This window comes from Bradyrhizobium genomosp. I (2014), assembly GCF_000261685.1.
GTDB lineage: Bacteria > Pseudomonadota > Alphaproteobacteria > Rhizobiales > Xanthobacteraceae > Bradyrhizobium.
Window position 1 is genome coordinate 1 of record NZ_AJQE01000339.1, and the last position, 19290, is coordinate 19290.

17 protein-coding genes are annotated in these 19290 nt (G+C 65.9%); 9 read left to right on the forward strand and 8 right to left on the reverse strand.

The window, feature by feature from the left end; translation table 11 throughout:
* Positions 1 to 23: 23 nt before the first annotated feature.
* From IC50_RS30205 to IC50_RS30225, 5 genes are all read right to left on the reverse strand, one after another.
* Positions 24 to 902 carry an alpha/beta fold hydrolase gene (locus IC50_RS30205; protein WP_035713542.1) on the reverse strand — a complete coding sequence of 293 codons (879 nt, stop codon included), beginning with the start codon at positions 900 to 902 and terminating at the stop codon, positions 24 to 26.
* Entirely contained in the window at positions 895 to 1527 is a 633-nt protein-coding gene (locus IC50_RS30210) for a LysE family translocator (protein WP_035713545.1), read from the reverse strand. Before IC50_RS30210 ends, IC50_RS30205 begins: the two co-directional genes overlap by 8 nt.
* A 44-nt stretch (positions 1528 to 1571) precedes the next feature.
* Positions 1572 to 2834 (reverse strand): beta-ketoacyl-ACP synthase II, encoded by a 1263-nt coding sequence (gene fabF / locus IC50_RS30215; RefSeq protein ID WP_035713548.1) that lies wholly within the window; start codon positions 2832 to 2834, stop codon positions 1572 to 1574.
* A gap of 1 nt (position 2835) precedes the next feature.
* Positions 2836 to 3351: a winged helix-turn-helix transcriptional regulator gene (locus IC50_RS30220; protein WP_035713552.1), complete on the reverse strand. Its 516-nt coding sequence runs from the start codon at positions 3349 to 3351 to the stop codon at positions 2836 to 2838.
* A 467-nt stretch (positions 3352 to 3818) separates the two neighbouring features.
* On the reverse strand, positions 3819 to 4826 hold the full coding sequence (locus tag IC50_RS30225; RefSeq protein ID WP_035713716.1) for a polyprenyl synthetase family protein: 1008 nt from the start codon (positions 4824 to 4826) through the stop codon (positions 3819 to 3821).
* Between the two features lie 132 nt (positions 4827 to 4958).
* Between IC50_RS30225 and IC50_RS30230 the strand changes: the two genes are divergently transcribed.
* The 6 genes from IC50_RS30230 to glyS all read left to right on the forward strand — a co-directional run bounded on the left by IC50_RS30230 (position 4959) and on the right by glyS (position 10595).
* Positions 4959 to 5186: a putative signal transducing protein gene (locus IC50_RS30230; RefSeq protein ID WP_035713556.1), complete on the forward strand. Its 228-nt coding sequence runs from the start codon at positions 4959 to 4961 to the stop codon at positions 5184 to 5186.
* Positions 5179 to 5943 carry a tRNA1(Val) (adenine(37)-N6)-methyltransferase gene (locus IC50_RS30235; protein ID WP_035713559.1) on the forward strand — a complete coding sequence of 255 codons (765 nt, stop codon included), beginning with the start codon at positions 5179 to 5181 and terminating at the stop codon, positions 5941 to 5943. Before IC50_RS30230 ends, IC50_RS30235 begins: the two co-directional genes overlap by 8 nt.
* Before the next feature lie 214 nt (positions 5944 to 6157).
* On the forward strand, positions 6158 to 7066 hold the full coding sequence (locus IC50_RS30240) for a S49 family peptidase (protein ID WP_035713562.1): 909 nt from the start codon (positions 6158 to 6160) through the stop codon (positions 7064 to 7066).
* 104 nt (positions 7067 to 7170) lie between these two features.
* Positions 7171 to 7362, forward strand: a complete 192-nt coding sequence (locus tag IC50_RS30245) for a hypothetical protein (RefSeq protein WP_028178670.1) — start codon at positions 7171 to 7173, stop codon at positions 7360 to 7362.
* A 198-nt stretch (positions 7363 to 7560) separates the two neighbouring features.
* Positions 7561 to 8496, forward strand: coding sequence for a glycine--tRNA ligase subunit alpha (locus IC50_RS30250; protein WP_035713567.1), 936 nt, complete (start codon positions 7561 to 7563; stop codon positions 8494 to 8496).
* On the forward strand, positions 8496 to 10595 hold the full coding sequence (glyS, locus tag IC50_RS30255; protein WP_035713569.1) for a glycine--tRNA ligase subunit beta: 2100 nt from the start codon (positions 8496 to 8498) through the stop codon (positions 10593 to 10595). The genes IC50_RS30250 and glyS overlap by 1 nt, the downstream gene beginning before the upstream one ends.
* Positions 10596 to 10802: 207 nt before the next feature.
* Here glyS and IC50_RS30260 read toward each other — a convergent pair whose 3' ends face one another.
* The gene (locus IC50_RS30260; RefSeq protein ID WP_035713572.1) at positions 10803 to 11156 is read right to left on the reverse strand and encodes a DUF1236 domain-containing protein; all 354 of its coding nucleotides are present in this window, start codon (positions 11154 to 11156) and stop codon (positions 10803 to 10805) included.
* A 226-nt stretch (positions 11157 to 11382) separates the two neighbouring features.
* Here IC50_RS30260 and IC50_RS39495 point away from each other — a divergent pair, with 226 nt between their 5' ends.
* The 3 genes from IC50_RS39495 to IC50_RS30275 all read left to right on the forward strand — a co-directional run bounded on the left by IC50_RS39495 (position 11383) and on the right by IC50_RS30275 (position 16596).
* A complete protein-coding gene (locus IC50_RS39495) occupies positions 11383 to 11538 on the forward strand; it encodes a DUF3096 domain-containing protein (RefSeq protein WP_008562090.1) in 156 nt (51 codons plus the stop codon).
* A 95-nt stretch (positions 11539 to 11633) separates the two neighbouring features.
* Entirely contained in the window at positions 11634 to 14531 is a 2898-nt protein-coding gene (gene ppdK / locus IC50_RS30270) for a pyruvate, phosphate dikinase (protein ID WP_035713579.1), read from the forward strand.
* 610 nt (positions 14532 to 15141) lie between these two features.
* Positions 15142 to 16596: a cell wall hydrolase gene (locus tag IC50_RS30275; protein WP_035713581.1), complete on the forward strand. Its 1455-nt coding sequence runs from the start codon at positions 15142 to 15144 to the stop codon at positions 16594 to 16596.
* A 42-nt stretch (positions 16597 to 16638) separates the two neighbouring features.
* Here IC50_RS30275 and nadC read toward each other — a convergent pair whose 3' ends face one another.
* Both nadC and IC50_RS30285 read right to left on the reverse strand, forming a co-directional pair.
* Positions 16639 to 17517, reverse strand: coding sequence for a carboxylating nicotinate-nucleotide diphosphorylase (gene nadC / locus IC50_RS30280; RefSeq protein ID WP_035713584.1), 879 nt, complete (start codon positions 17515 to 17517; stop codon positions 16639 to 16641).
* Positions 17518 to 17528: 11 nt separating this feature from the next.
* Positions 17529 to 19136: an L-aspartate oxidase gene (locus IC50_RS30285; RefSeq protein WP_035713588.1), complete on the reverse strand. Its 1608-nt coding sequence runs from the start codon at positions 19134 to 19136 to the stop codon at positions 17529 to 17531.
* Between the last annotated feature and the right edge of the window lie 154 nt (positions 19137 to 19290).

Sequence of the window (19290 nt, forward strand, 5' to 3'; positions counted from 1 at the left end):
ATTCAATAAATCCGTGAACCGCTCTAGGCTACGCCTTCCGCGGCCAATCCCAGAAACTGCCGGATCTCACCCAACACCCGCTGCGGCTTGTCGTGCTGCAGCCAGTGTCCTGCGCCCGCGATGGTCTCGATGCGCGCCCGCGGGAAGTACCGCTCCAGGCCTGCCGCCCTGGCGCCGGCGAGAAAGCTTTCACCGGCATTGAGCAGCAGCGTCGGACACGTGATGCGCGACCAGAGCACGATGTGATCGTCAGGCCAGAGCCGGTGCGGCGCAGCGGCGCGCTGATAGGGATCGAACTTCCAGCTGTAGGTGCCATCCTCGTTCTGCCGCGCACCATGCGTGGCGAGATGCAGGGCGAGATCGCGGGACAGCCGTTTGTTGTGAAGCATCATCTGCGCGGCGGCATCCTCGAGCGTGGCATAGCGGCGCGGCGTGCGGTCGTGCAGTCTGTCGGGCTGGCCGACCCATCTGCCGATGCGCTCATGCGCCGGCGGCTTTGGCGTATCCGGCAACATGGTCACGCCGTCGAGGACCACGAGCTTCGAGACCTGTTCGGGGAATGAGCCCGAAAAGATCAGGCTGACCATGCCGCCCATCGAATGGCCGATGAGAGTGACCTGAGGCGCTGCGATATTGCGGACCAGCCGGGAGAGATCGTAGACATATTCCGTCAGCGCGTAGCTGCCGCCTCGGGTCCAGTCGGAATCGCCGTGGCCGCGCAGGTCGGGCGCGAGCACGTGAAAATGCGGCTGCAACGATCGGGCAATGTGATCCCAGCTCCGGCAATGATCGCGGCCGCCATGGACCAGGAGGAGAGGCGGCGCGTCCTCATTGCCCCAGTCGGCGAAATGCAGTCGCAGGCCGTGAGACTCGTAGAACCGGTCTTGCGGGGAGCTAGCCATTTGCCGGACGCCGCGCCAATGCGAGCGAGAGGCCGAGGCTGGCGATGAAGACGCCGGAGCCATGGGTGAGGTGCCGCATCAGATGCGGCCTTCCGGTCAGCTGCGTACGTGTCGCGGAGGCCATCAGCACCACCGCGACGTCGGCGAGCGTGTTCAGCGTGACCGATATCGCACCGAGCATGAGGAATTGCAGCGTCGGGTTCGATCCCGAGGGATCGAGGAATTGCGGAATGAAGGCGAGGAAGAATGCCGCGGTCTTCGGGTTCAACGCTTCGACCAGCACGCCGTCGCGGAAGGCACGCTTGTCGCCGACGGCTCCGCTCTCGAGCGCCCGCGCGCGACCGGCGCTGCGAAACGTCTCGATCCCAAGCCAGACCAAGTAAAGCGCGCCGACGAATTTCACGGCGGCAAACAGTTCCGCGCTGGCCAGGATGATCGCGGAGATGCCGAGGCTGCCCGCGACGACATGAACGAGCCCGCCGAGCGCCGTCCCTGCAGTCGATGCGAAGCCGCAGGCGCGTCCCTCCGACAGGGTCCGTGCAGCGACGTAGAAAATGCCGGGGCCCGGAACGGCGGCAATGAGACAGGCTGCGGCCAGGAACGGCCAGAAGTTCGTTTCGATCATTCCATTTTCGTAGCTGAGCGAGCGGCGATTGCAAGACCTCACGCTCAGCCCATCCGGCGGAAGATCACGCTGGCATTCACTCCGCCGAAGCCGAACCCGTTGGAGATGGCGCTCTGCATCGGCATTGCTCTCGCTGCGCCGGCAATGATGTCGATGCCTTCAGCTCCGGGATCCGGATTTTCGAGATTGAGTGTCGGCGGCGCGATCTGGTCGCGTAGGGCGAGTACGGTGAAGATCGCCTCCAGGCCGCCGGCGGCGCCAAGCAAATGACCGGTGGCCGATTTGGTTGCGCTGACAGCGATGCCGCGGTTACGGCCGAACAGCGCGCCGATCGCGCCAAGCTCGCTCTCGTCGCCGGCTGGCGTCGAGGTCGCATGTGCGTTCAGGTGCTGCACATCGGCGGGCGCAAGGTTCGCCTGCCGAAGCGCGATCGCCATGGCGCGTCGGGCGCCCTCGCCATCCGGTGGACCCGACGTCATGTGATAGGCGTCAGCCGTCGTGCCGTAGCCGACGATCTCGGCGATCGGCAAGGCACCGCGCGCCAGCGCATGCTCCAGCGCCTCGATCACGAGAATGCCCGCGCCTTCGCCCATCACAAATCCGTCGCGATCGCGATCGAACGGGCGCGAGGCGCGGGCGGGCTCGTCGTTGAAGCCGCCCGACAGCGCGCGGGCCGCGGCGAAGCCGCCGAGGCTGACGATGTCGATGCAGGCTTCCGCACCGCCGCAGATCGCGACATCGGCCTCGCCGGCGCGGATCATCCGCGCTGCATCGCCGATCGCCTGCACGCCGGCGGCACAGGCGGTGACCGGTGTGCCGAGCGCGCCCTTGTAGCCGTATTTGATCGAGACGTGCCCCGCGGCGAGGTTGGCGAGGAACGAAGGGATCGTGAACGGCGAAAGCCGGCGCGCGCCGCGGTGCTCGGTGATGCGCACCGCTTCCGCCATCGCCGGGAAGCCGCCGACGCCGGAAGCGATGATCGTCGCGGTCCGCTCCAGCGCCGCTGCATCCTGCGGCGTCCATCCGGCCTGCGTGACCGCTTCTGCGGCGGCGAGCAGCGCGAACAGGATGAAGCGGTCCATCTTGCGCTGGTCTTTCGGCGCTGCGGCCTGCGCCGGATCGAATCCGCCCTCGGCGTCATCGACCTTGTCGGGCACGAGCCCGGCAATGCGTGCCGGCAGCGCCTGCGCCCATTCGGATAGCGGGCGCAGCCCGCTTTGGCCGGCGAGCAGACGCCGCCACGACAGTTCGACACCGCAGCCGAGCGGCGACACCGCACCCATGCCGGTCACGACGATACGACGCATGTCAGTCTCCAGCCGGCGCGACGGCCGGGTTCATGGCCCTCAGCGAAGCGAGCCGCGCGCGCATCCCGCGGCTGGCGCGGGGACCGGGAATGGCGATCGTGTTGGCGAGCGTGATCGGCTGCCTGTCGGTCACGTCGACCACGATCGGATCGAACGGGCGAGCGTCGCTCCGGTTCGCCAGCACGATGGATGGGCCTTTCGGCGCGAGATGCTTGTTGCCCCAGGCGAGCAGCGCCACGACGACGGGAAAGAAATCCCGCGCCTTGTCCGTCAGCACATATTCGTAGCGTGGCGGGCGCTCGTTGTAGCGGCGGCGGATGAACATGCCGCTCTCGGTGAGATGGGCGAGGCGCCGCGACAGGATGTTCGGCGCGATGCCGAGGCTTTGCGAGAACTCGTCGAACTTCGTCGCGCCCTGAAACGCATCGCGCAGGATCAGGATGCTCCACCATTCGCCGACCGTCTCCACGGCGCGGCCGACGGGGCATTCCTGGATGGAGGAGGATTTGGGCTGCATGGGGGCAGGTTAGGTAAGTTACTTGCAAAATGCAAGTTAATGGATGGGCCCAAGCATGCGGAGCGAATGAAGCTGGCTTCTGCTGGTGACGCGAAGCGCAGTTGCTGGACAGACGCTCTCGTGCCCCGGACGCAGCGCAGCGCCTCTTTGCGGTGCGCTGCAGAGCCGGGGCCCATACTGCTGATCGTTGGATGTCGCATGGGTCCCGGCTCTGCGCAGCAGCGTTTCACGCTGCAGCGCGTCCGGGACACGAGAGCGAGCGATACCGTCGCGCCATACTCCGTCATAAGCAATCCAGGTCGTATCCGCGGCGGGATTCTGGATTGCTTCGCTGCGCTCGCAATGACGGGTGGAGACAGCGCGCACTTGTCCGTCACCGGCACCCTGAGGCGCTCGCCTCTTCGGCGAGCCTCAGGATGACGGAGTAGGCAACAGTGCGAAAATCGGGAAGTACGTCAGCCAGTCGCCTAATGCGACCGTGCGAGGCAGAACGCCACGACCTGCTCCAGCGCGCTCTTCATCGGCGAGGGCGGGAACAGCGCGAGTGCGTCGACGGCCATGGCGCCATAATGCTGGGCGCGGCTGAGCGTGTCCTCGAGCGCGCGGTGCTTGTTCATCAGGCCGATGGCGTGATCGAGATCGCTGTCGTCGATCTCGCCGCGCTCCAGCGCGCGGATCCAGAATGCGCGCTCGGTGTCGTTGCCCCTGCGGAAGGCGAGCACGACCGGCAGCGTGATCTTGCCTTCGCGGAAATCGTCGCCGGTGTTCTTGCCGAGCTTGGCGCTCTTGCCGCCATAGTCGAGCACGTCGTCGACGAGCTGGAAGGCGATGCCGAGATTCATGCCGACCGAGCGGCAGGCGGTCTGCTCGGCCTTCGGGCGGTTGGCGATGACAGGGCCGACCTCGCAGGCGGCTGCGAACAATTCGGCGGTCTTGCCGCGGATCACGGCGAGATATTCGTCCTCGGTGGTCGCGGTGTTCTTGGCGGCGGCCAACTGCATCACCTCGCCCTCGGCGATGGTGGCGGCGGCCGCGGAGAGGATGTCGAGCGCGCGGAGCGAGCCGACCTCGACCATCATGCGGAAGGCCTGGCCGAGCAGGAAGTCACCGACCAGCACGCTCGCCTCGTTGCCCCAGAGCATGCGCGCCGAGAGCTTGCCTCGGCGCATCTCGCTCTCGTCGACGACGTCGTCGTGGAGCAGGGTGGCGGTATGCATGAACTCGACGGAGGCGGCGAGCTTGATATGGCCGTCGCCGGCATAGCCGGCGAGGTTGGCCATGGCGAGGGTCAGCATCGGGCGCAGGCGTTTGCCCCCGGAGGAGATCAGATGGTTGGCGACCTCGGGGATCATGGTCACGTCCGAACCGGTCCGCGACAGGATCGTGGCGTTGACGCGCTCCATATCGGGGGCGACAAGGGCAACCAGCTCTTCGATCGACGCGCCGGGAGTTTCGAAAGGTACGATGACGGCCACGCCGGTCTCCAATATTTGCCCCGGAAGGGCTATTCTGATGGAAAGACAATAGAAACTGGCGGCGAATGCGGCAAGGCCTGCGGAACCATTGACATTTGCCGTTGACCCCCTTTCAGGCAGGAGATCTGCATTTTGCGTGAACTGGTTCGGACCAATGACATGGTGCTGGTGTCGGCGATTGGCGCGCTGCTCGACGGCGCCAACATCCATCACGTGGTGCTGGACCAGAACATGAGCATCATCGAGGGCTCGCTCGGCATATTGCCGCGGCGGATCCTGGTTCATGAGGACGATGCCCAGGAGGCAAGGGCGCTCCTCACCGAAGCCGGCCTCAGCCACGAATTGCGCGGCGATGATTGAGGCCGCAGATATTACCGAGGACGCCTTTCTCGGCGGGCAGTTGCGCTTGATGCAGAAGCGATCCGGCCATCGCGCCGGGCATGACACCATTCTGCTTGCGGCGGCGACCGACGCTCGGGCGGGAGACCGCGTGGTCGATTTCGGCGCCGGCGTCGGCACGGCCGGACTGGCGCTGGCGCGGCGCGTCGCCGGGATCCGGCTCAGCCTGGTCGAGATCGATCCGGAGCTGGCCGAACTCGCGCGCGGCAACGCGGCGGCGAACGGGATGGCCGCCGAGACGATCGTGCTCGACGTCACCGCCGAGGCGCAGGCCTTTGCGTCAAACGGGCTGTCGCCCGACAGCGTCGATGTGGTGTTGATGAATCCGCCGTTCAACGATCCAGCCCGACATCGCGGCTCGCCGGATCGGGCGCGTCACACCGCGCATGTGGCGACGGAAGAGACCCTGCATGCGTGGGTGCATGCAGCGCGCCGTATCCTTCGATCCAATGGCGTGCTGACCTTGATCTGGCGTGCAGATGGAATCGCTGAGGTCCTGGCAGCGCTGTCACGCGGCTTCGGCAGCCTCTCGATCCTGCCGGTTCACGGCGAGGCGGAGCGGGCCGCGATCCGCGTGCTGGTGCGTGCGGTGAAGGGTGGCCGGGCCCCGACGCGACTGCTGCCGGGCCTCGTGCTCAACGACGAGTCAGGCTTGTCCAAAAGCGAGGTGACTGAGATTCTGGAAGGGCGAGCGGCCTTGCCGCTGGTGGAACCGTGAGGGCTTACCGCGGAAGCGATTCCGACTGCTGCTCTTGCGGGGACGTGAGGCGGATCGCCATGAATAGCGCGCCGATCAGCAGCATCAGCAGATAGATTTTCATGGTGTTCTCCGCTGCCTCATTGCAGCCTCCCAGCGGGGAATCTGCAAAGCACGTTCCGGGCACTTCCAATGACAGTCGCGTGATAAGAAATGGTTAATCAGAGGTAACGGCATGGCCGAACAATTGAACGATCGTGAGAGTTCCGGCCTGGCCGACAAGCTCATGCAATATCTGCCGGCGCGCTTCCGGCCGGGCACGGCCGTGGTGCCGGTGGTGCGGCTGTCAGGGGTGATCGGTGCGGTGACGCCGCTGCGCCCCGGCTTGACGCTTGCCGGCGTCGCGCGGGTGCTCGAGCGCGCGTTTTCATATCGGCACGCCAAGGCCGTGGCGCTGGTGATCAATTCTCCCGGCGGCTCCCCGGTGCAGTCGCGTCAGATCTACTTGCGCATCAAGCAGCTCGCGGCGGAGAAGAAGCTGCCGGTGCTCGTGTTCGTCGAGGACGTCGCGGCATCCGGTGGCTACATGATCGCCTGTGCCGGCGACGAGATCATCTGCGATCCGTCCTCGATTCTCGGCTCGATCGGCGTGGTCGGCGGCAGTTTTGGTTTTCAGGAGGCGATCAGGCGGCTCGGGATCGAGCGGCGCCTCTACACGGCCGGCGAGCACAAGGCGATGCTCGACCCGTTCCTCCCGGAAAACCCCGGTGACGTCGCCAAGCTGAAGGCGATCCAGCGCGAGATCCACCAGATCTTCATCTCGCTGGTCAAGGAGAGCCGCGGCGCAAGGCTGAAAGGCGCGGACGACACCCTGTTCACGGGCGAATACTGGGCCGGCGAGAGCGCCATCGCGCTGGGGCTCGCCGACGGCATCGGCGATCTCCGCTCAATTCTTCGTGCCCGCTACGGCGAGAAGGTTCTCACCCCCATGATAGCGCAGCCGACCGGGCTGCTCTCCGGCCTTTTGGGACGGAAATCGCCCGGCGCGGGGCAGCTTTCAGCCTTGGAATCAATGGCCGGCTTGCCGGACGAGCTGATCTCGGCGGTCGAGACGCGGGCGATTTGGGCGAAATTCGGGTTCTAGGCCAGGCCCTCCCGCGCCATTTGGCCCGAGGTGAGCCAATTGCGATGCAGGCTCATCTGCGCAACAATACGCGTGGGGGCTGAGCACTAGACAAGGATCGACCGATGCCGCCGTTCGTCGCTTTCGCGGGCGTCCTGGGTGGGCTTGCCGTGGTCCGCTGGGCCTACAAGACCGCTGTCCGGATCAACCAGGAGCTGGAGGAGATGCGCCTGTCGCGCGTCGCCGAAGCCGCCCGTATGGGGGATATCCAGACGCTGAAGCGTGACCCCGTGACCGGAGCGTATAGGCCGGGGTAGCCGCCACAGTCGTCATGCCCGGGCTTGTCCCGGGCATCCACGTTCTTCGTGCCGCGACCAAGGTCGTGGATGGCCGGGACAAGCCCGGCCATGACGGAGTACAGGGCTGTTTTCCGGCCCCCTTTGCCTTGATTCCCATCCCCGCCGTCGATACGGTCCCGCGCGATTCAAAGCCCCCCGCGAGAGCCTGATCTGACGATGGACGCCTCATTGCCCGCCCATATGCGCCCGGAACGTTCGTTCCAGGGCTTCATTCTCGCGCTCCAGCGGTTCTGGGCCGAGCAGGGCTGCGTGATCCTGCAGCCCTACGACATGGAGATGGGCGCGGGCACCTTCCATCCGGCGACCACCCTGCGCGCGCTCGGGCCAAAGCCCTGGAACGCGGCCTATGTGCAGCCCTCGCGGCGGCCCAAGGACGGCCGCTACGGCGAGAATCCGAACCGGATGCAGCACTACTACCAGTTCCAGGTGATCATGAAGCCGTCGCCGCCGAATCTTCAGGAGCTGTACCTGAAGTCGCTCGCCGCGATCGGCATCGATTCCGCCGTGCACGACATCCGCTTCGTCGAGGACGATTGGGAGAGCCCGACGCTGGGCGCCTGGGGCCTCGGGTGGGAGTGCTGGTGCGACGGCATGGAGGTCAGCCAGTTCACCTATTTCCAGCAGGTCGCGGGCTTCGAATGCGCCCCGGTCGCGGGTGAGCTCACCTACGGGCTCGAGCGCCTCGCGATGTATGTGCAGGGCGTCGACCGCGTCTACGACCTCAACTTCAACGGCCGCGAGGGGGACGCCAAGGTCACCTATGGCGACGTCTTCCTGCAAGCCGAGCAGGAATATTCGCGGCACAATTTCGAACACGCCGACACCGCGATGCTGTTCGAGCAGTTCAAGATGGCGGAAGCGGCCTGCCGGAAATATCTCGATGCCGGCTGGCGCGAAGGCAATCGCAGAGAACACCTGATGGCGCTGCCGGCCTATGACCAGTGCATCAAGGCAAGCCACGTCTTCAATCTGCTCGACGCGCGCGGCGTGATCTCCGTGACCGAGCGGCAGAGCTACATTCTTCGCGTGCGCGAGCTGGCCAAGGCCTGCGGCGAGGCCTGGATCCACACTGAAGCGGGCGGAGCGGCCTGATGCCCGATCTTTTGCTTGAACTCTTCTCCGAAGAAATCCCCGCGCGCATGCAAGGGAAGGCGGCGGACGATCTGCGCCGCATGGTCACCGACAAGCTCGTCGCCGAAGGCCTCGTCTACGAGGGTGCGAAAGCGTTCGCCACGCCGCGCCGCCTTGCGCTCACCGTGCACGGCATCCCTGCGCGCCAGCCGGACCTCAAGACCGAACGCCGCGGACCCAAAGTCGGCGCGCCCGATGCGGCCGTGCAGGGTTTTCTGAAGGCGACAGGATTGAGGTCGCTGGACGAAGCCAAGATCCAGCGCGACCCCAAGGGCGATTTCTACATCGGTTTGATCGAGAAGCCCGGCCGCGACGCGATCGACGTGCTCGCGGAAATCCTGCCCGTCATCATCCGCACCTTCCCCTGGCCGAAATCGATGCGCTGGGGTGCGCGTTCGGGCAAGCCCGGCTCGCTCAACTGGGTACGTCCGCTGCACGCGATCACCGCGACCTTCGGGCTCGAGACCGAAGAGCCCGATGTCGTGAAGTTCGAGGTCGACGGCATCGAGGCCGGCCAGACCACTTACGGCCATCGCTTCCTTGCGCCCGCGGCTATTTCGGTGCGCCGCTTCGAGGACTACGAGGCAAAACTGCTCGACGCCAAGGTGGTGCTCGACCCCGAGCGCCGCAAGGACGCGATCCTCACCGATGCCAAGCAGCTTGCCTTCGCGCAAGGCTTCGAGCTGATCGAGGACCAGAACCTGCTCGATGAGGTCGCCGGCCTCGTCGAATGGCCGGTCGTGCTGATGGGCTCGTTCGAACAGGAATTCCTGGCGACGCCCGGCGAAGTGATCCGCGCCACCATCCGCAATAACCAGAAGTGCTTTGTCGTGAGCGACCCGAAAGCGGGCAAGCTCGCCAACAAGTTCATCCTGGTCGCCAATATCGAGGCGACCGACGGTGGTGCGACCATCATCGCCGGCAACGAGCGCGTGATCCGCGCGCGGTTGAGCGACGCGAAGTTCTTCTACGAGACGGATCTGAAGACCAAGCTCGAGGACCGGCTGCCGAAGTTCGATCAGATCGTGTTCCACGAGAAGCTCGGCACCCAGGCCGAACGCATCAAGCGCATCGAGCGCCTTGCCGCGGAGATCGCGCCGCTGGTCGGCGCCGACGTCGCCAAGGCGACGCGCGCCGCGCATCTGGCGAAAGCGGATCTGCTGACCGAAGTCGTCGGCGAATTCCCGGAGGTGCAGGGCCTGATGGGCAAGTACTACGCGCTGGCCCAGGGCGAGGACGCCTCCGTCGCCGCTGCCTGCGAGGAGCACTACAAGCCGCAAGGCCCCGCCGATCGCGTGCCGACCGATCCGGTCAGCGTCGCGGTGGCGCTCGCGGACAAGCTCGATACGCTGGTCGGCTTCTGGGCCATCGACGAGAAGCCGACGGGCAGCAAGGACCCGTATGCGCTGCGTCGGGCCGCTCTGGGTGTGATCCGGCTGATCGCGGAGAATACGCTGCGTCTGTCGCTGATGAAGGTGGCGGTATCCGCGCTCGCCGGCTTGTCGGTGAAGACGGCCGATGCGCAGAAGCTTCCAAGCGATCTCCTCGCCTTCTTCGCCGACCGCCTGAAGGTCCAGCTCCGCGAGCAGGGCGCGCGGCACGATCTCGTCGATGCCGTGTTCGCGCTCGGCGGCCAGGACGATCTGCTGATGATCGTTCGCCGCGTCGAGGCGCTCGGAAAATTCCTCGACTCCGACGACGGCAAGAACCTGCTCGCCGGTACCAAGCGTGCCAGCAACATCCTCTCGATCGAGGAGAAGAAGGACAAGCGGACCTTCGACGGCGCGCCCGATGCCGCGCTCTACAGCCTCGCTGAGGAGAAGGCGCTGGCGAAAGCGATCGGCGAGGTCAAGGCGGAGGCCAGCGCCGCCGTCGCCAGGGAGGATTTTGCCGCGGCGATGAGCGCCATGGCAAGGCTGCGGCCGCCGGTCGATGCGTTCTTCGACAAGGTTCGCGTCAACGACGACGATGCGAAGGTGCGCGAGAACCGCCTGAAGCTGCTGAACGAGATCCGCAGCGCCACGCGTGCGGTGGCGGACTTCTCCAAGATCCAGGATTGATCATTCCGTCATTCCGGGGCGGTGCGTAGCACGAACCCGGAATCTCGAGATTCCGGGTTCGCGCTTCGCGCGTCCCGGAATAACAGCCACATAAAAAAGCCCCGCCCGGCGGGGGGAAGACCGGGCGGGGCCTGATGTCCGCTTAACTGCTCGCGCCAGCCTGATGTGACGCGCCGGACATCCAGTCGATGTCAATCGGTCGCGATGTCAGTCCAGCACCTCGACGATGCGGCGCGAGCGCGGCTCCACCAGCACGGTTTCGCCGTTCACCACGGTGTAGCGATAGGTGGTGGCGCCGAAACGTTGCGGCACGTCATAATAGGTGATGCCGGTCTCCGGTAACGTAGAACCGACCACCACGCGATCCGGAATGCTGAAGGCCGGTACACGTTGTTCGATGACATATTCGCGGAAGGCCGGCCGCTGCTCGACCGCGATGGTCGGGGTGCTGTCGACCACGGCCGGCGCGCGTCCGATGGTGACACTGCTTTGCGCCTGGGCCGCAAGGGGGGAGCCGATCGCGGCCGCGAGCGCTGCAAGAGCGAGAATCCTGTTCCGCATGGACAACTCCTTCGACGTGATTTTTCGGGCGCGCCAATGGCGCGACCGGTTGCCAATGCATGCACCCTTCGCAATGTTCCGCGAAAAGGCCCGCCGCATTCGCGGCAATTTCGGGCAGTTTTCGCGAAGCGGGGAACTTGCAGCGCGTCTTGCGCATCTCTACTCCCGGAACAGGGGCGGCTATGATCCGCCCGCGATTCGCCTCACCTCCACGGAAAGATTGTTCATGCACATCACCGTCGCCCACATTTCGCCGATCCTGTCGTTGATTGCGGGCGTGCTCATCCTGATCATGCCGCGGCTTCTCAACCTCATTGTCGCAATCTTCCTCATCGTGAACGGCGCGATCGGGCTCGGGCTCTTGAAGTGGCTCCGCTTCTAGGCGTCACTTTTCGGAACCGTCCGACTTGCGCGGGCCCGCCCAAAATGGTGTAAGGCCCGCGATTTCCCATTCCTCTCGCAGGTTGTGTGCAAGCTATGGCCAAAGCCGCCTCGAAGCCCAAGAAAATGCCAGCGAAATCAAAGTCCTCCGCCGTCGCGAAAGCCGCGCCGCCGGCCCGCAAGGCGCTGGCCAAGAGCGCGCCGAAGCCGGTCGCCAAATCCGCTGCCAAGCCGGCGGCAAAGGCCATGAAGGTCGCCGCGAAGCCGGCACCGAAGAAGGCCGCGCCCGCCAAGGCGGCGCCGGCAGCGGTCAAGGCCGGCAAGTGGGTGTTCACATTCGGCGACGGCAAGGCCGAGGGCCGCTCGGAGATGCGCGACCTGCTCGGCGGCAAGGGCGCAAACCTCGCCGAGATGGCAAATCTCGGTCTGCCGGTGCCTCCCGGCTTCACTATCCCGACTTCGGTCTGCACCTATTTCTACGCGCATGACAAGGCCTACCCGAAGGAATTGCAGTCGCAGGTTGAGAAGGCGCTGGACTATGTCGGCAAGTTGACCGGCAAGGTCTTCGGCGATGCCAAGAACCCGCTGCTCGTCTCCGTGCGCTCCGGCGCGCGCGCCTCGATGCCTGGCATGATGGACACCGTGCTCAATCTCGGTCTCAACGACCAGACCGTCGAAGCGCTGGCCGAATTGTCGGGCGACCGCCGCTTCGCCTATGACAGTTATCGCCGCTTCATCACCATGTATTCGGACGTGGTGCTCGGCTTCGAGCATCATCACTTCGAGGAAATCCTCGACACCTTCAAGGATAGCCAGGGCTACACGCTCGACACCGATCTGTCCGCGGACGACTGGGTCGAACTGGTCGGCAAGTACAAGGACGCGGTCGCGCGCGAGACCGGCAAGGACTTCCCGCAGGATCCGCATGACCAGCTCTGGGGCGCGATCGGCGCGGTGTTTTCCTCCTGGATGAATGCGCGCGCGGTGACCTACCGCAAGCTGCACGACATTCCAGAATCCTGGGGCACTGCTGTCAACGTCCAGGCCATGGTGTTCGGCAACATGGGCGAGACCTCGGCCACCGGCGTTGCCTTCACCCGCAACCCGTCGACCGGCGAGAGCAAGCTCTACGGCGAGTTCCTGATCAACGCGCAGGGCGAGGACGTGGTGGCGGGCATCCGCACGCCGCAGGACATCACGGAGGAGGCGCGGAAAGAGTCGGGCTCCGACAAGGCCTCGATGGAATCGGCGATGCCGGAGGCCTTCAAGGAGCTGACGCGGATCTACACGCTGCTCGAGAAGCACTACCGCGACATGCAGGACATGGAGTTCACGGTCGAGCAGGGCAAGCTCTGGATGCTCCAGACCCGCGGCGGCAAGCGCACCGCGAAAGCGGCGCTGCGCATCGCCGTCGAGCTCGCCAATGAAGGCCTGATCTCGAAGAAGGAAGCGGTGACGCGCATCGATCCGGCTTCGCTCGATCAGCTCTTGCATCCGACCATCGATCCCAATGCCAAGCGCGACGTGATCGCGACCGGACTGCCGGCATCCCCGGGTGCGGCCTCCGGCGAGATCGTGTTCTCCTCGGATGAAGCGGCCAAGCTCCAGGCCGACGGGCACAAGGTCATCCTGGTCCGCATCGAGACCAGCCCGGAAGACATCCACGGCATGCACGCCGCCGAAGGCATCCTGACCACCCGCGGCGGCATGACCTCACACGCGGCGGTGGTCGCGCGCGGCATGGGCAAGCCCTGCGTCTCCGGCTGCGGCACCATCCGCGTCGATTACGGCCGCGGCACCATGAGCATCGGCTCGCGCACCTTCAAGACCGGCGACGTCATCACCATCGACGGTTCGCTCGGCCAGGTGCTCGCCGGCCGCATGCCGATGATCGAGCCGGAGCTCTCCGGCGAGTTCGGCACGCTGATGAACTGGGCCGACCAGGTCCGCAAGATCGGCGTGCGCGTCAATGCCGACACGCCCGACGACGCGCGCACCGCGATCAAGTTCGGCGCGGAAGGCATCGGCCTGTGCCGCACCGAGCACATGTTCTTCGAGGAGACGCGCATCCGCACGGTACGCGAGATGATCCTCTCCGAGGACGAGCAGTCGCGCCGCGCCGCGCTCGCAAAACTCCTTCCGATGCAGCGCGCCGACTTCGTCGAGTTGTTCGAGATCATGAAGGGCCTGCCCGTCACGATCCGACTCTTGGATCCTCCACTCCACGAGTTCCTGCCGCACACCCATGCCGAGGTCGAGGAAGTGGCGCGCGCCATGAATACCGATCCGCGGCGTCTGGCCGACCGCGCGCGCGAGCTCTCGGAGTTCAACCCGATGCTCGGCTTCCGCGGCTGCCGCATCGCGATCGCCTATCCGGAGATCGCAGAGATGCAGGCCCGTGCGATCTTCGAGGCGGCAGTCGAGGCGCAGAAGCGCACCGGCAAGGCCGTCGGCCTCGAGGTGATGGTGCCGCTGATCGCGACCAAGGCCGAACTCGACCTCGTCAAAGCGCGGATCGATGCCACGGCACAGGCGGTGATGCGCGACACCAACACCAAGCTGGCCTATCAGGTCGGTACCATGATCGAGCTGCCGCGCGCCTGTCTGCTCGCCGCCGAGATCGCACAGTCGGCCGAGTTCTTCTCGTTCGGCACCAACGACCTCACCCAGACGACCTACGGCATCAGCCGCGACGACGCGGCGAGCTTCCTGGGTCCCTACGTCGCGAAGGGCATCCTTTCGGTCGATCCCTTCATCTCTCTGGATCAGGAAGGCGTCGGCGAACTCGTCAAGATCGGCGTCGCGCGCGGCCGCAAGACGCGCGCCTCGCTCAAGGTCGGCATCTGCGGCGAGCACGGCGGCGATCCCGCCTCCGTCGCCTTCTGCCACCACATCGGCCTCAACTACGTCTCCTGCTCGCCGTACCGCGTGCCGATCGCCCGGCTTGCAGCGGCGCAAGCCGCGCTCGGCAAGGCGATCGCAAGCCAGGCGTAAGCAGGGCTGACGGGCGTAGGCAGAACTAAATGCTGGAGTGAAGAGGCGGAGCGAAAGCTCCGCCTCTTTTCGTTTTGGTCGACATTCTCTCCTCGTCATTGCGAGGAGCTCTTGCGACGAAGCAATCCAGACTGCTCCCGCGGAGAGACTCTGGATTGCTTCGCTGCGCTCGCAAATGACGGAGTGGCAACAGTGCGCGCCACATAGTCGCTGTCATCGCCCGCGAAGGCGGGCGATCCAGTACGCCGAGACGGCAATGATTGAATCGAGAAGCCGCGGCATACCGGATGCCCCGCCTTCGCGTGGCATGACACCGTTGATGTGGATGGACTTCGCGCGACACCAGGAACTCCCCGCATCCCGTCGCGATACGCGCCGGCAAGAGTTCCTTCACCATTCGCGTTGACCGGTTGTTTACCGCGTGGTGTGAGGACGCGTTTACCACCACGTACCATCGTCCCGTGAAAACACCTGTGTTCGCTTGAGTGTGCCGTATCCGCAACGCGGATTAACGCCCCGGCAACCTAAATTGGATACTTACGATAAAGATCGAATTGCACGGATGTACTGAGTTCGATCGGACGAGCGTAAGCGTAGCGTGAGCGTATCGATGTCAGTGTTGCGTAACCATCCGAAGGGCGCGCGGTTCGCGTCCTTCGGCATCGGTCTCTGCATCTTCGCATTGATGCCGAGAGAGACCGGCTATCAGGACATTGCCTCGTTGCTGGCGCGCCAACCCGGCGTCGCCGAGCGTTGGCAGAAGCAGGTGTTCTCCGCGGCGTCATCGATCCAGCTTGCGACCTACAGCTTTTCGCGGCCCATTGGCACCTCCGTTCCGCAGAGCGCGATGGTTCGGCTCGCGAGCCTCGACGGCCGCGACGTCACCGGCGCGATCAGCCGTAATCCGGTGCTGCAAGCTGCGCCGCGCTACCAGGCGTCCGACTTTCCCAAGGTCGACCGTTCCATGAAGGGTGATCGCCTCGCGATCGTGACCCCGGCGTCGCCTTCCGATACGGCCGCGCCGGCAGCACCGCCCGCGCCGGAAGATCCCGCGACGTCGAACAGCTCGGTGTTCGGCGCCAAGACCGCCGCCCTGCCGCCGCCAATGTCGCCGGAATCCGCGGCCGCACTCGATCCCGAGCTCCAGGAAGCGCTGCGCGCGCCGCCGCTGCCGCAATATTCCAATCCGCCGCAGGCCAGCGACGCTGCGCGCGCGCTCGCGGCCACACCGCTGGAGGCGTTGAAGCGGGCCCCCGCCGCGCCGACACCGGCGCGCGATCCCTTCAGCGTCAAAACCTCGAGCCTGTTCTTCGGCAGCTCCTCACTCGGAGGCAATCTCGAGACTATCGAGAGCTGGCAGCCCGGCGCCGAGCCTCTGATCGTAATGCCCGACCCCGACATGAAGGTGACGGCCTCGCTGACCCCGCCGACGGCGGACGTCGCCAAGGACGTCGAGAGCGGCGAGAGCGTTGCGCCGAAGGGCGAGGTCAACGCCGACAACCAGCGCGCCAGATCGCCGGCGGAGCGGCTCGCGCTCGACGACAAGGCGCGCGCGAAGTCCGAGAAGTGCCTCGCCGAAGCCGTCTACTTCGAATCCCGCGGCGAGGCCGTGCGCGGCCAGATCGCAGTGGCGCAGGTGGTGATGAACCGCGTGTTTTCCGGCAAATACCCCGAGACCGTGTGCGGCGTGGTCTACCAGAACAAGTACCGCCATTTCGCCTGCCAGTTCACCTTCGCCTGCGACAACAATCCGGACGTCATCCGCGAGCCCGACATGTGGGAGCGCGCCAAGAAGATCTCCAAGGCGATGCTCGACGGCCAGATCTGGCTGCCCGAGGTCGGCAAGTCCACGCACTACCATGCCTATTGGGTCCGCCCGTCCTGGGTCGCCGAGATGAAGAAGATGTACAGGACCGGCGTGCACACCTTCTATCGGCCGCGCAACTGGGGCGACGGCAGCGAGGAACCGAGTTGGGGCACTCCTGCCCAGACTGCCGCGCTGTCGGCCGAACTCGCACAGGAAGCCAAGAGCTCCGCCGAAATGGGTGTGAGCGAGCGCAGGTAATGTTCCTTCGCCTCTCCCCGCAAGCGGGAAGAGGTGAAGAAATCACGCCTCGATATCCAGCGCGCAGTCGAAGTTCGGCGCCGAATGCGTCAGCGCGCCCGCCGAGGCGTAGTCGACGCCGGTCGCCGCGATCGCGGCGATCGAGTCCAGTGTGACGCCGCCTGACGCCTCCAGCTTGAGACGGCCCTCGTTGATCCTGACAGCCTCGCGCAGCATTGCGACGTCCATGTTGTCGAGCAGCACGGCATCGGCAAGCCCGGCGTCGAGCACTTCGCGCAGCTGCGCCAGCGTATCCACCTCGATCTCGATCTTGATGAGATGGCCCGCGTGGACACGCGCGCGCTCCAGCGCCGGGCGGACGCCGCCGGCGACCGCGATGTGGTTGTCCTTGATCAGGATGGCATCGTCGAGGCCGAAGCGATGGTTGAAGCCGCCGCCGCAACGTACCGCGTATTTCTCCAGCGCGCGCAATCCCGGCGTGGTTTTTCGCGTGCAGCAGATGCGCATCCTGGTGCCCTCCGTGCGCGCGACATAGTCCGCCGTGAGCGTCGCAACGCCCGACAGGCGGCCGACGAAATTCAGCGCGGTTCGCTCGGCCGTGAGAATGGCGCGCGCGGGGCCAGAGATCGCCAGCACATGCTGGCCGCGAGCAACCCGCGTGGCATCGCGGACATGCGCGCGCACCTCGACGTCGGGCGACAGCTTCTGCAAGGTTGCGAGCGCCAGCGGCAATCCGGCAATCACGCCGGGCTGGCGCGCGACGAGGATCGCTTGCGCTCTCGTCGCTTCCGGGATCGTCGCAAGCGAGGTGATGTCGCCGGCGCGGCCGAGGTCCTCGTCGAGCGCGCGCTGGACGACCGCGTTGATCGCGAGCGGGGACAGAAAGGCGTCGGGATGGAGCAGTGAGGTTGGAGTGATCATGGGGGTTTCCTTCAGGCGATCATGGATTGCGCAATGCGCGGCAGCGGACGCTCGTTCAGGCTCTCCGCGACCTCGCGCATCGCGACGAGCGTCGTCATCGTTCTCCGAGCCGGCCCGGGAACGTCAGCCGGATGATCGGAACGGAAATGCGCGCCGCGGCTTTCGCGCCGCGTCCAGGCCGCAGCGGCGACGAACAGGGCTGACGTTGCCATGTTGCGGAGGAGGATGTTTCCGGCCTCGCGTTCGAGCATGGCAAAGTGGCGCACGGCTTCTGCGAGCCCGTCGCCCTCGCGGATGACGCCGACATGCGCGCTCATCATCGTCCGCAACCGTTTCATGGCCGCGGCATCCGGCGCGCCGTCCCGCGGCGTTACCAGCGCATCGGGCAGGTGCGCGGGCGCGGGGATCATCCGGCCGGCGATGTCGTCAGCGATGCGCGCGGCATAGACCACGGCCTCCAGCAGCGAATTCGAGGCGAGCCGGTTGGCGCCATGCGCGCCGGTCGAGGACACTTCGCCGCCGGCCCAGAGCCCGTCGATCGAGCTTCGGCCGCGCGCGTCCACAGCGATGCCGCCCATGTGGTAGTGCGCGGCGGGCGCGATCGGGATGGCTTGCGTCGCGGGATCGACGCCGGCGGCGATGCAGCTCGCATGCACGGTCGGAAATTTTTCGGCAAAGCGCGCGCCCGGCGCCTGCCGCGCATCGAGGAAGGCGCCGCGCCCTGCCGCAATCTCGGTGAACACGCCGCGGGCCACGATGTCGCGAGGTGCAAGCTCGGCGAGCGGGTGGCGCGCCCTCATGAATCGCTCGCCCTGGCCGTTGATCAGCGTCGCGCCTTCGCCACGCAAGGCTTCGGTGGCGAGCGGCGCCGGATCGCGGCCGACCATGATGGCGGTGGGGTGGAACTGCACGAATTCAGGGTCGGCGATCACGGCGCCGGCGCGGGCCGCGATCGCAAGGCCGGAGCCGCTGGCCTCAACCGGATTGGTGGTGACGTCATAGAGATGGCCGAGCCCGCCGGTCGCAAGCACGATCGCGCGTGAGGCGAGCACGACCGGTCGTGCAGCGCGATTGCCGGCCTCGCGCAGTTGAAGGCCGGTGACCGCGCCGTCCTCGGTCAACAGTGCCTCGGCGACGAAGCCTTCCATCAGGCGGATCGAGGGCGTGCGACGTACGGCATCGCTCAAGGCGGCGATGATCGCGGCGCCAGCACCATCGCCGCGCACATGCACGATGCGGCGGGCGGAATGTGCAGCTTCCTGCCCGACGGCAAGCCCGCCTTCGAGATCGCGATCGAACGGCACGCCATAGGCGAGAAGGTCATGGATGCGCGGCGCCGCCTCGCGCGCAATCCCGAGTGCGACGGCTTCATCGACAAGGCCGCCGCCAACCGCGATGGTATCGGCGGCGTGTGCCTCCGGTGTGTCGCCTTCGGCCACCGCCGCGGCGATGCCGCCTTGCGCCCATGCGGACGATGCGCCTTGTCCGAGCGGCGCGGCCGAGATCAAGGTCACCGGCCGCGGCGCGAGCTTCAGCGCGCAGAACAGTCCGGCAAGGCCGCCGCCGACGATGACGACGTTGTCGGTCGAGCGGGTGAGGTTGTGGATGGTGTTCGTCATGGCTTTATCCATTATCCATTCATTCCGCTGTCGTCCCTGCCTGATGCGCAATTGCGCACGGGGAGCAGGGACCCATACCCCACGGCGGAAATTGTCCTGAGAAGCTCTGCAACGCCGTTCTTCGCGGCCACGTCCGCCTGTGGTTATGGTTGCC